The sequence below is a fragment of the Mesorhizobium sp. M0862 genome, assembly GCF_040319795.1.
Taxonomy (GTDB): domain Bacteria; phylum Pseudomonadota; class Alphaproteobacteria; order Rhizobiales; family Rhizobiaceae; genus Mesorhizobium.
This window is the reverse complement of record NZ_JAMYOJ010000004.1, coordinates 225482-238198: the sequence shown is the minus strand read 5'-3', so window position 1 is coordinate 238198 and position 12717 is coordinate 225482. Positions and strand designations below refer to the sequence as shown.

The 12717-nt window shown below is 59.9% G+C and carries 8 protein-coding genes; 1 reads left to right on the top strand and 7 read right to left on the bottom strand.

The genetic code is table 11. The features are described 5' to 3' along the window. Positions 1–34: 34 nt before the first annotated feature. The 7 genes from NKI15_RS08235 to NKI15_RS08205 form a co-directional block, all read right to left on the bottom strand. Entirely contained in the window at positions 35–2110 is a 2076-nt protein-coding gene (locus NKI15_RS08235) for a PAS domain-containing hybrid sensor histidine kinase/response regulator (protein ID WP_352513817.1), read from the bottom strand. Positions 2111–2120: 10 nt separating this feature from the next. Further along, positions 2121–7832, bottom strand: coding sequence for a HAMP domain-containing protein (locus NKI15_RS08230; protein ID WP_031198412.1), 5712 nt, complete (start codon positions 7830–7832; stop codon positions 2121–2123). Between the two features lie 581 nt (positions 7833–8413). Further along, on the bottom strand, positions 8414–8689 hold the full coding sequence (locus tag NKI15_RS08225; protein ID WP_352513819.1) for a hypothetical protein: 276 nt from the start codon (positions 8687–8689) through the stop codon (positions 8414–8416). Between the two features lie 296 nt (positions 8690–8985). Next, positions 8986–9606 (bottom strand): cysteine hydrolase family protein, encoded by a 621-nt coding sequence (locus NKI15_RS08220; protein WP_352885984.1) that lies wholly within the window; start codon positions 9604–9606, stop codon positions 8986–8988. A 23-nt stretch (positions 9607–9629) separates the two neighbouring features. Then, the gene (locus NKI15_RS08215; RefSeq protein ID WP_352838879.1) at positions 9630–10115 is read right to left on the bottom strand and encodes a DUF6894 family protein; all 486 of its coding nucleotides are present in this window, start codon (positions 10113–10115) and stop codon (positions 9630–9632) included. Positions 10116–10216: 101 nt separating this feature from the next. Next, entirely contained in the window at positions 10217–10825 is a 609-nt protein-coding gene (locus NKI15_RS08210) for a LysE family translocator (RefSeq protein ID WP_352513822.1), read from the bottom strand. 5 nt (positions 10826–10830) lie between these two features. Continuing rightward, positions 10831–11376 (bottom strand): hypothetical protein, encoded by a 546-nt coding sequence (locus NKI15_RS08205; protein WP_352513823.1) that lies wholly within the window; start codon positions 11374–11376, stop codon positions 10831–10833. An 80-nt stretch (positions 11377–11456) separates the two neighbouring features. Here NKI15_RS08205 and ku point away from each other — a divergent pair, with 80 nt between their 5' ends. After that, positions 11457–12284: a non-homologous end joining protein Ku gene (gene ku / locus NKI15_RS08200; protein ID WP_352513824.1), complete on the top strand. Its 828-nt coding sequence runs from the start codon at positions 11457–11459 to the stop codon at positions 12282–12284. Positions 12285–12717 lie beyond the last annotated feature (433 nt).

Genomic DNA, 12717 nt, shown 5'->3' with positions numbered 1-12717 from the left:
CCGACGTCGCCAGACCGTCGACAATCCCTAAGCGCTAGCCGGTTTTGATCCTTTGGGGGGCCGCATTCTCTATCGCGAAGAAAATCGCTTCGAACAGATCCTCGTCGCGGAAGGGCTTGCCGAGCAAGGGCACGTCGGCTGGCCGATCGGCAATCTCCCGGGCATCGGCATAGCCCGTGATCATGACCGCTGGCCAGTCCGAGCGCAAATTGCGCGCGAAGCGGATTACGTCGACGCCGGATACGAGTGGCATGGCGAAGTCGGTGATAATGACGTCGAACTTGTCGGGAGTGCGCTCCATCATGGCCAGCGCCTCCGCCCCTCCTCCCGCGCAGGTCACCTCGAAACCGCGCTGGCGAAGGGACTCGGCGGTCAATTGCCGCAAAACATGGCTGTCGTCGATCAGGAGGATTGATGGGTGCTCCATTCCGGCATCGGCGAACGCTCGTTCAATGTCGGGTTCCACCGCAGGATCCACCGGCTGTTCGGTCGAACGTGGCAGCCAGAGTTGCATGGTAGTTCCGCGGTTGACGACGCTTTCTATGCGAAGTGTCCCACCTGACTGCTTCATGAAGCCGTAGACCGTGCTGAGACCGAGGCCCGTTCCCTTACCGACCGGCTTGGTGGTGAAGAACGGTTCGACGACCTTGGCGACAAGATCGGGTGGTATGCCGGATCCGGTGTCCTTGACGGCGATCAGGACATAGTCGCCCGGCGGAATATCCTCTGTTTGCGTCACGATCGATCGATTCTGCGCATGCACGGTTATTGTCCCGCCAGAGGGCATGGCGTCACGCGCGTTGAAAACCAGATTCATCAGGGCCAATTCAAGTTGGCCTGCATCGACATGCACCGGCCAGATCGTGTCATCGATCTGCCAGTCGAAACGGATCAACCCCCCCAGTACGGGCGCCACCAATCCGTTCATCGTGTCGTTCAGCGCAGCAAGGCGCACCGCTTCCGGCTTCAGGGTCTGGCGCCGCGAGAATGCCAGCATTCGCGCGACAAGGTCAGCGCCTTGTTTTGCAGAACGCCGCGTCAGGTCGAGTACCTGTTGCGCCTGATCATCCAACGTGGCTCGGCGTTCAAGCAGCCCTAACCCACTGAGAATTGCGGCGAGCAGGTTGTTGAAATCATGCGCCAGGCCGCCGGTTAGCTTGCCGATAGCGTCGATGCGCTGGGATTGAAGCAGCTGATCCTCAAGACCGCGCCGCTCGGTGATGTCAAGCAATGTGCCGATGATTTCCGGTTCACGGCCATCTGAGCCGTCCGACATCACCCCCTGGTCGAGAAAAATGCGATACTCGCCATTGGCGCATTGCCAGCGGAACTCGCACGTATAGGAGCCGGTGGTTTTTGCCGCCAGCAGCGCTTCCCTCAATCGCGGCAGGTCGTCCGGATGAACGCGGCTGAGACCGAACTCTGGATCCGATGTCAGGTATTCAGGCGCAAAGCCGGTCAAGCGCTCGACGCCCTCCGTAACAAAGCGCGCCGCAAAGGGCGGCTCGGCTGCCCGAGCATGAAAGCAGACCGGCAACGAATTCAGGATGGCGTCCTGCCGTTGCTCGGCGCTGCGCAGCGCGCGTTCGGCCTGAAGCTTGTCCTTGTGCGCCTGCAACGCCTGCGCCAATAGTCCCTGCTCGACCTCCGCCTTGCGCTGGATCTCGAGCGTCTTCTCGTGGAGTTCGACGAAAACCGCGACTTTCGAACGCAGCATGATCGGATCGAATGGCTTGAACACATAGTCGACCGCGCCGGCATCATAGCCGCGCAGCATATGCGCATCCTCCTTGTTGATGGCGGTCAAGAAGATGATTGGGGTGCGCTTGGATTGCTCGCGCTGGCGGATAAGTGCGGCCGTTTCATACCCGTCCAACCCTGGCATGAGGACATCCAGGAGAATGACGGCGAACTCCTCTTTCAGCAGAAAGCGCAGAGCCTCTTCGCCCGATTGGGCGCAGATGACCTCCCCGATAGTCGCGAGCACTTCGCTGATCGCCAGCAGATTGCGCTCATCGTCGTCCACCGCCAGGATACGGGCTCTTGCCGGCCCTTCGGCAAGAGCTGCGACCTCAAGTTTCCTTACCCTGTTTCTTGCCAGCTTTTGCATCGAACGGCCGTCAGTTCGCTGCCAGGAGAATTTTTTCCGGGCTCTCGACACGGGATCGGGCACGCCCGATCCAGACACGAAGCAGCGCCAGCAGGAGATCCAGGTCGACGGGTTTGGCGATATAGTCGGAAGCCCCGGCATCCAGACATTTTTGCCGATCCCCCTTCATCGCCTTTGCGGTGACGGAAATCAGCGGGATATGAGCAATCGCCGGTGTGCCGCGAATCCGCCGCATCGTCTCGTAGCCGTCCATCTCCGGCATCATGATATCGATCAATGCCACGTCGACATCGGGCGCCTGTTCAAGAAGCGCGATGCCATCACGGCCCCGCTCGGCATGCAGAACCTGTATGTCATAGGTCTCCAGAACACTGGTGAGCGAATAGATATTGCGAATGTCGTCGTCGACGATGAGAACCTTCGCCCCGGCGAGATCGGACTTGCCGTTGTGTTCAGTTCCTGCCCAGGCCTCTTGGCGACCTTCTCCCGGCAGCGTTGCCGAAATATGCAGCGCCAATTGAGCGAAGTTCTCCGCCCGCGGTGCTTCCGCCAAGGCCGGGTTCAATGCCAGTACCTGTTCAAGCGCGTCCGGGTGAGGCGTAAAGAACAGCAGCTGCGGCAAGGCTTCGCCGAATTGGCCGGTGATCTCGTCCAGCGCCTTTGCGTTGTCCTTGGCGGAGCGTCCAAAGCCGAGCACGACGGCATCATAGGAGGCGAGGCCAACGTCTTCTGCATTTGCCGCAACACGACCGATCGCGGTGACCGACGTTACGCCGTCGCGGATTGCCTCGACCAGAGCCAGACGCCGCTCCGGGTCAGGGTCCACGACCAGAACGCGGCGCTGAACGCGGAGCTTCTTCGAGTGGATATCCTGAAACACCTTCATCAGCTCGTCCGAGGAAACGGGCTTGGTGGAAATGCTGGACGCCCCCTTGCGTGCGAGACTGTCGATGTCTTCGGCACCCGAGATGACATGGATAGGAATTCCCCTCGTCTTCTGGTCATGCCGCAGCAGATCGAAAAGCACCCAGCCATCGATATCCGAAAGTCCGAGATCAAGTGTGATTGCGTCGGGAACGAGCTTGCGGGCCAATGCCAGCGTGCCGGAACCTGCAGTCGACAGAACGCCTTTCAGCCCGGCCGACCGGGCGAGGCCAAGCAGCAACCCGCCAAAGGTCGGATCGTCTTCGACGATCAACACGATCCGATCGGTGGGTAGGATTGAATCGCGGTCGTCGATCAGCTCTGCCGAGGGCGGACTGCTGAGCAGAGCTGTCGCAGCAACCGCCTCCGCCGCCGGAGCCAAGGTCGACTGTACTGTCGTCACGCGGGGGCCGTCGAACGGGATGATGAGGGTAAATGTCGACCCCTTGCCCGGCGTGCTTTCGACCCGCAATTCGCCGCCAAGCAAGCGAGCGATCTCGCGGCTGATCGAGAGCCCAAGGCCGGTGCCGCCATACTTGCGGCTGGTGGTGCCATCGGCCTGCTGGAAGGCCTCGAAAATCAGCTTCTGTTTGTCTTCTGGAATGCCAATGCCGGTGTCGGTGACGGCGATCGCGAGAGCCTTCACCGGCTGCGTCGCGCCATTGCGGCGGCCGGCCTTCTCAACCCGGAAGTTCAGGCTGACCTCGCCTTCCGAGGTGAATTTGAATGCGTTGGAAAGCAGGTTGAGGACAATCTGCTGCAAGCGTTTCTCATCTGTGCGGACCGTGTCGGGAAGCGCCGGATCGACCTTGATGGTGAAGCCAAGTCCCTTGTCGGCTGCCAGCTGACGAAAAGTTCGTTCCATATGCTGGCGAAGATGCGTCACCGGCATATCGTTGATGTCGATGGAAACAGTGCCCGACTCGATCTTCGACAGATCGAGGATATCGTTGATGAGGCTGAGAAGATCGGTTCCTGCCGAATTGATGGTGCGGGCGAACTCTACCTGTTTTTCGTTGAGGTTGCCGTGCTGGTTGGTCGCCAGCAGGTTTGACAAAATGAGCAGCGAATTGAGCGGCGTGCGCAGTTCGTGGCTCATATTGGCCAGGAACTCGGACTTGTATTTCGACGTGAGTGCCAGTTGCTCGGCTTTCTCCTCCAGCGCGCGTCGCGCCATCTCGATTTCGAGATTCTTGTTTTCGACCTGCTTCTTTTCGTTCTCGAGCAGCTGCGCCTTTTCCTGCAGCTCCTCGTTCGTCGCATGCAGCTCTTCCTGCTTTTTTGTCAGCTCGGTTTGACGCGCTTGCAATTCCGACGTCAGCAGTTGCGACTGCTTGAGCAGGCCCTCCGTGCGCATCGTCGCAGCGATGGTGTTGAGAACGATGCCGACGGATTCCATGAGCTGGTTGAGGAACGACTGGTGTGTGTCACGAAACTCGCCGAACGAGGCGAGCTCGATGACGGCTTTGACTTCATCCTCGAACAGGGCAGGCAGGATGATGACATTGGCTGGCGAGGCGCTGCCAAGACCAGATGTGACCCGAAGGAATTCTGGCGGCACATTGTCCAGCATGATGGCGCGCTTGTCGGCGGCACTTTGCCCAACCAGGCCCTCTCGCAGATCAAGCCGCTGCTTGATGGCAGCTTTGCTCTCGGCGCCATAGGAAGCCGCCAGCTCAAGATAGGATTCCTCCTCGTCGCGATTGGTGACGTAGAACACCCCATACTGGGCGTTCACCAGAGGAGCGAGTTCGGACATGATGAGCCGCGAGACGGTGGCAAGGTCGCGCTCGCCTTGCAGCATGCGCGAAAACCGGGCGAGATTGGTCTTCAACCAGTCCTGCTCGGCATTCTTCAGCGTCTGATCCTTCAGATTGCGGATCATTTCGTTGATGTTGTCTTTTAGCGCGGCGACCTCGCCGGACGCTTCGACGCTGATCGAACGGGTAAGATCGCCCTTGGTCACCGCCGTCGAAACCTCGGCGATGGCACGCACCTGGGTGGTCAGATTGGCAGCGAGTTGATTGACGTTGTCGGTGAGGTCGCGCCAGAGGCCGGCGGCACCTGGCACACGCGCCTGACCGCCGAGCTTGCCCTCGATCCCCACCTCACGGGCGACGTTGGTCACCTGGTCGGCAAAGGTGGCAAGCGTCTCGATCATGCCGTTGATGGTGTCGGCCAGCAGGGCGATCTCTCCCTTCGCGTCGACCGTCAGTTTGCGCCTGAGATTGCCTTGCGCGACCGCCGTCACGACATCGGCGATGCCGCGCACCTGATTGGTCAAGTTCGTCGCCATCAGGTTGACGTTGTCGGTCAGGTCCTTCCAGGTACCGGCAACACCTTCGACGCGCGCCTGGCCACCAAGCTTGCCCTCGGTGCCAACCTCACGCGCGACCCGGGTGACCTCGCCGGCGAAGGAGTTCAACTGGTCCACCATGGTGTTGATGGTCGACTTGAGCTCCAGGATTTCGCCCTTCACATCGACGGTGATCTTCTTCGACAGGTCGCCGCGCGCCACGGCGGTCGTGACTTCGGCGATGTTGCGCACCTGGCCGGTCAGATTCTCGGCCATCGAGTTCACATTGTCTGTGAGATCCTTCCACGTGCCGGCAACGCCGCGCACCTGCGCCTGGCCTCCCAACTTGCCTTCCGTGCCGACCTCGCGTGCCACGCGCGTGACTTCCGAAGCGAAGGAATTAAGCTGGTCCACCATTGTGTTGATGGTGTCCTTCAGCTCCAGGATCTCGCCGCGGACATCGACGGTGATCTTCTTCGAAAGGTCCCCGAGCGCCACGGCGGTGGTTACCTCGGCGATGTTGCGCACCTGGCCGGTCAGGTTGGCCGCCATGGCGTTGACGTTTTCGGTCAGATCCTTCCACGTGCCGCCGATGCCGCGCACCTGGGCCTGGCCGCCGAGCTTGCCATCGGAGCCGACCTCGCGCGCCACACGTGTCACTTCCGAAGCGAAGGAATTGAGCTGGTCGACCATCGTGTTGATGACGTCCTTGATCTGCAAGATCTCGCCCAGCGCGTCGACGGTGATCTTCTGGGTCAAGTCGCCGGTCGCGATGGCCGTTGCCACCTTGGACACGTCGCGCAATTGCACCGTCAAATTGCCGGCCATGGCGTTGACGTTGTCGGTCAGATCCTTCCAGGTGCCACCGACGCCTTCGACATGCGCCTGGCCACCAAGCTTGCCTTCCGATCCCACTTCGCGGGCCACACGCGTGACCTCAGAGGCGAAGGAGTTCAGTTGGTCGACCATCGTGTTGACGGTGTCCTTGAGCTCCAGGATCTCGCCTTTGACGTCGACGGTGATCTTCTTCGACAGGTCGCCGCGCGCCACGGCGGTGGTGACTTCTGCGATGTTTCGAACCTGGCCAGTCAGGTTGGCGGCCATGAGATTGACGTTGTCGGTCAAATCCTTCCATGTGCCGCCGACGCCCCTCACCTCTGCCTGGCCGCCCAGCTTGCCTTCGGTGCCGACCTCGCGTGCCACGCGCGTCACTTCCGAGGCAAAGGAGTTCAGTTGGTCGACCATCGTGTTGATGGTGTCCTTGAGTTCCAGGATTTCGCCTTGCACGGCGACCGTGATCTTCTTCGACAGATCCCCCGACGCGACCGCCGTCGTCACCTCGGCAATATTGCGCACCTGACCGGTCAGGTTCTCGGCCATCGAGTTGACGTTGTCGGTGAGGTCCTTCCAGGTGCCGGCGACGCCGCGCACCTGCGCCTGGCCGCCAAGCTTGCCTTCGGTGCCAACCTCGCGGGCCACGCGCGTGACCTCGCCCGCGAATGAATTCAGCTGGTCCACCATCGTGTTTATCGTGGATTTCAGCTCGAGAATCTCGCCCTTCACGTCGACCGTAATCTTCTTCGACAGGTCGCCCAAAGCCACCGCGGTCGTCACTTCGGCGATGTTGCGCACCTGGCCAGTCAGGTTCTCGGCCATGGAATTCACATTGTCGGTCAGATCCTTCCACGTACCACCAACACCCTCAACGCGCGCCTGGCCGCCAAGCTTGCCTTCAGTGCCGACCTCGCGCGCCACGCGCGTCACTTCCGAAGCGAAGGAATTGAGCTGGTCCACCATCGTGTTGATGGTGTTCTTCAGTTCGAGGATTTCGCCCTTGACATCGACTGTGATCTTCTTCGACAGGTCGCCCGACGCGACTGCGGTCGTAACCTCCGCGATGTTGCGCACTTGCCCGGTCAGGTTCGTGGCCATCGCGTTGACGTTGTCGGTCAGATCCTTCCACGTGCCGGCGACGCCCTTGACCCGGGCTTGGCCGCCGAGCTTGCCTTCCGTACCGACCTCGCGCGCCACGCGCGTCACCTCAGAGGCGAAGGAGGCCAACTGGCCGACCATGGTGTTGACGATCTTGCCGATGCGCAGGAATTCGCCGCGCAGCGGTCGGCCGTCAATTTCGACCATCATGGTCTGCGACAGGTCGCCCTTGGCGACGGCGCCGATAACGCGCGCAACCTCAGCCGTTGGCTGAACCATGTCTTCTATGAGATCATTGACTGAACGGACACTGGATTCCCAACTGCCGGTGGCATTGCGAACCCGGCCGCGCTCGCCTATCCGCCCTTCCTTGCCGACGACCCGGCTCAAGCGCTCGAACTCGCGCGTCACTTGGTCGTTGAGGTCAGCGATCTCATTGAAAGTCTCAGCTATCTCGGAATCGAGGCCTTCATAAACATTGTCGATGCGGACGGAGAAATCGCCGCGCCGGAAGGCTTTCAGAGAATTCAGGATGCTTCGACGGTCCAATTGCTTCTTGGATGCCTGCACGGTCACAGCGCCACTCCCAGCCCTATGGATTTATACGGATAAAGTTGCCCCCGCGGCCAATGGTGGATCGCGCCGCGAGACCCCAAACGCCGCATTTTCCATTTTGTTCCATCGTGCCGCGAATTCCAGGCCGACGATTGCGCCTTGGTTTGAACGCCGGATTCATGATGCGGTTGTGGATTTATCGGGCTTTAGCCGACCACGACACGTCATCGCCGTTTGCCATTGCCAGAGAGGCATGAATTGCGTTGCGCAACTCGGAAGGCGAGGCAGGCTTTGCGACCCATGTCCTTGAAGGAAGATCGGATCGTGAAAACCCGAATTGGCGGAGCTTGCCGAATGGACGACAAAGGGGATGTTTCGGGCGTCAAGCAACGTAGCTATTCGTACGCAATCCCCGTCCGCCAGGCCGATATCCATGACAACAATGTCGGGAGAACTGCCCTGAACCATTCCAGCGCGTCGGCGCAGGACGAAAAGACCCCAGCGATGTCGAACCCCGCGTCGCGCAACATGTCTTCAAGTTCGAGCGCGTTAAACGCCTCGTCTTCCAAAATCGCAACGGACCTATGGTGGTCCAATTATCGCGGTCCTTTGCTCTCCGAAGCGATCGGCAGCGCAGCACGCCGCCTGACCGGTTCCACCCGGTGGTCGAAGCTCACGGCAATTTTCTTGCCGGACATGGCATGGACCATAAGCCCGACCAATTCCTCGTCGTCGCAGCGACACTCAGGAAACCTTGCGCGGATTTCATCGACCGCAAACGCCGTCGAGATAATGTCGTCAGCGCGATAGCCAGAGATCACCGCGTAGACTGCGCTATAGGTCTCAAGGTCAATGACTTCGGTTTTCAGCACATCACCCTCCGTGCGGAAGGCCGACGGCAGAGGCGCCGGATGTCTCGCAAAGATTGCTAGACGCCGGCATCGAGTCTTCGGCGCTGTATCCTTTTCATTCTATGACGGTTGGCCGCGCTGTCGATAGCTCTGCAAGGCTTTGTACGCTTCCAGACACTGATTCACGCGAGCGACCCAATCAGGCAATCGTGCCGTTCATATACGTTTTCCGGTTCACTGTAGTGCCGTCCGCCAACTGAAACAGTCCGCCCGACCAGAATGACGATTGTCGGCCCTTTCACTTCAAGCCCCCCAGGTCAGCGAGTGAGTTGTGGCCAACACTCCAACACCTCCGCCATGCTGGCCGCCTCAATCTGCTCACTGAAGCGGGAATGGTATACTTCCATCAGTGCGTCATGGGTCTGGTCGGCAGAGCTGCAGATGGCATCGGTGACGAGAATGACGCGGAAGCCACGATCGATGGCGCCAAGCACGGTCGCGAGAACGCAAAAGTCGGTTTCGCCACCGGTGATCACGAGCGCACGCACGCCGGAGCCACTCAGCAGCGCGTCGAGCCGCCCCTCGGTCCAGGGCGAATAGACATGTTTGTCGACCACCGTCGCCGGCGGTACAAATCGTGCAAGTTGAGGCATCAGCTCGATCAGGCGCGGATCGATGTTGGAAAGGGTTACCTCCGCCCACCGACGATAGTAGTTTGCCCACATTCCCGGCGCCTCGCCCGGGCGGGCGGCAGGAATGAAGCGCGTGAACAGGGTACGGGTGGGATGTCTGGCGACCAGTTCTTCGATCGCCGGGACCACCTTTTCAGCCCACGGCACGGGCCAAGGTCCACCCGGCGCAAACAGGCGCTGCATGTCGACGCACAGATGCAGGCCATCGTCGCCTATTGGTCCGTGAATCAATCCTTGGGCGGCCACTGGTGGATTCCGTCGGGTTTGGGTTACTGGCCTGCCTGCCGCGCTGCATCGGCCTCAGCCACATCAACAGTGTAAAGCAATTCACCGTTTTCGTTGGATACCCTCACAAGCCAGCCGGACAGAGCGTCCGTGCCAGGCTGCAGGTCGGCGAGAAGATCGATTGCGCAGCGGATAGCTTCGGACCGGGCCGCCTCAAGGCTCGCCATCCTCGACGGCGGTATGCGTCGGCTGGTTCCGCCATCGCGATACTCAAAGACATATACGTCGCCGGCGCCGTCGCTTGCAGAGGTTATCTCGACCTGGTCGAAATTGCCGTTGCTGCTCGCGTCATATTCATTGGCTGCGAGATCAAAGGTCGCTGTCTGGACCAGGATTGCCTTCGCGCGGGCAAGCACGTCATCTTCAGCTTGTATCCCGACGTTTGCCATGTCCACCGTAACGCAGTCGCCGCCCTCGCCGCAAAATATCACCCGGCGAACCGACTGCCCGTCTGGCGCCCTGGCATTCACCACTTCGGTCCGAACGACTTGCATGACACTCTCCTGCCTGTGTCTGACAATGTTCATGGTGCGCTTTCGGTTCCTGCGGATGCAGGCGCCGGCCCGGCAACTTAACGGCCTGCGCCGCCGCCAAAGGCCATTCGGAACCCAAGGCCAACAATGAGAAGGCCGGCGATCCGCTGCTGCCAAAGCCGCACACGAGGGCGCTTCAGGATCCAGGCGCCTATGCTGCCGGAGGCCACGGCATAGGTCCCCAACACCAACACGCCCGTCATTTTCTGAGTTGCTCCCAGCAGCAACAGTTGAAGCGTCACGGAACTCCCATGCGGATCAACGAACTGAGGCAGGAACGCTACCATAAACGTGATGGGCCACGGATTGAACAGATTGGCAATCATGCCTTCCCGTGCCGCGGCAACGGCCTTGATCGGGGTCGTATCCGGCCGGGTCTGTGTTTCCGGCTTCGTAAAGACCAGCCCTAGCCCGAGCCATACGAGATACGCCGCCCCAAGCCATTGCAGTGCTCCAAAAGCTAGTGGGGAGGTTCGCACGAGAGACGAAATACCGAACGCTATGAGAGGAAGCTGAACCATGCCGGCGCCGGCCGTCATCCCCAATACCGTGAACAGCGCAACCCTGCGTCCCTGCCCTATGCCGCGCGCCGTCACCAGCATGCTATCCGGCCCGGGCGGCATCTGCAGCAGGACGACCGTTCCCACGAATGCTATCCAATGGGCGGGATCGATGACTTGTTCCTCTCAACAATGATGCTCTTGTTGGACTTGGAGCGGCGATATAGCCGGTCAACGCGAAGCTGCGGCGCCGAGGCCGTTGCGCAGAAGTAGCTCATGTCTGGTTCAGAATTAACTGCAGAGCCGCGACCGCCTTGCTCCACGATCATCTCGGCAATGTACTCCTTGAGGTCCCCGACTTCGTCCTGAATGTCCTCTGGGGCGATGCCTTCCTCGTCTGCATCCGCGATGCATTGGCTTGCGAGTTCCTCTGCGGCATCGACGCCCTTCCGCATGAGAGCAGGCTTTTCGATCACATGCTCCTCAATCCATACTCCGACGAAATGGACTGTACGATTTACGATGAGGTCAGCGTCTTCCGAGAGCTGCGCCTCGCTTTTCAAATCGTCCCTCGTGGACACTTTCATGGAAATCACCTCGGCAAATGGGCTCACTTCCAACGCCGACAGGTTGCCAAAAGATGCACCGTGCCAATGAAAATCGCTGTCGAGACCGACAGGATTTCCCCCACCGGACATTCACGGTGCACCGAGCCCCCACCGCAGGAACAATTCGAACGGAAACGCGTTGCCCTAGCTGGAAACGGGATAAGCGCAAAATGGCCGCGCCACGTGCTGCCTGGAAGGGCTTCTTGAAGGTTGGCTCGGTTACTTGCGGCGTGAAGATTGTCGGCGCAACCAGCGAAGCATCCAAGATCCATTTCAAGATTTTGAACCGCAAGGACGGTCTGCCGGTCAGGAGCGTCTACGCCGATGAGGAGACCGGAAAGCTGGTGGATGCAGCGGATCAGGTGAAGGGTTTCGAGATCGAAAAGGACGAATTTCTCCAGATCGAACCTGACGACATAAAGGCGTTGAAGCTGACGTCGAAGCACACGCTCGAAGTCGGCGAATTCGTATCGATTGACGATATCGATACGCGCTATCTCGAGAAGCCCTACTATCTGATCCCGGCCGACGGCGCCGCAATCGAAGCATACGGAGTGATCCGCGATGCCATGAAGAACAAGGGCGTGGCCGCTCGATCCTGCGTGGTGCTCTACCAGCGCGGCCGCGAAGTGCTGATTCAGCCCTATGGCAAGGGGATGGTGATGACCGAGCTTCGCAACCACAACGAAATGGTTTCGGAAAGCACTGTGTTCGATGGATTGGCCAAGCAGAAATACGACCCCAATCTGCTCGAAATCGCCGGCATGCTTATTGACAAAAAAGTGACGACCTTCGATCCCTCGAAATTTGAAGACACCTATGAAGACGCGCTGATCGCCATGATCGATGCAAAGCGCAAAGGCAAGAAGCTGCCGAAGCCCGCACCAAGGCCACAGGAGAATGTCATCAACCTCGCTGAGGTGCTGAAGAAGAGCCTCAAACAGGAAGGGCTGGCGAGATCCACAAAGAGAGCCTCACCGAAACGCAAGACAGCATAGTTGATAACTGCCCAGCCAGAAGGTCCGCACAGCAGCCCCAGCCGCCCTAAATCGCTCGGAACAATTCTCGCGGTTGCCCGTTGGCCACCAAGGACGATTCCTTATGGCCGAGATCAAGAACGTCGACAGGGCAGTCCTCAAAGAGCCAGAGGCAGCGGATGCCAACATTGCGCTCAAAGGAGCCGGAACGCAGGACTCTGATCGAGCGCCGACAAGCCCCAGGACCGCTGGCCATCGGTAAAATACATGGGGTGTGAAAAGACCCTTTCGCCTCCAGACGCGGCGACGCGCGACCTGTGGCGGGCCGAACCCCACGCCCAAGCGAAACCCGGAGAATAGATGTGCCCCCCAAACCAGAGCCAACCGAAGAGCCGCCAGTGGATGCGCCGACGTGGACGCCGGACATACGCGAGCCTGAGCCGGATCTTCTTCC

What these genes read in the sequence shown, in the direction of transcription:
- NKI15_RS08205 (WP_352513823.1), bottom strand. Translation starts at nt 11,376, where the DNA reads ATGTCCGGTGGGGGAAATCCTGTCGGTCTCGACAGCGATTTTCATTGG.
- ku (WP_352513824.1), top strand. Translation starts at nt 11,457, where the DNA reads ATGGCCGCGCCACGTGCTGCCTGGAAGGGCTTCTTGAAGGTTGGCTCG.
- NKI15_RS08235 (WP_352513817.1), bottom strand. Translation starts at nt 2,110, where the DNA reads ATGCAAAAGCTGGCAAGAAACAGGGTAAGGAAACTTGAGGTCGCAGCT.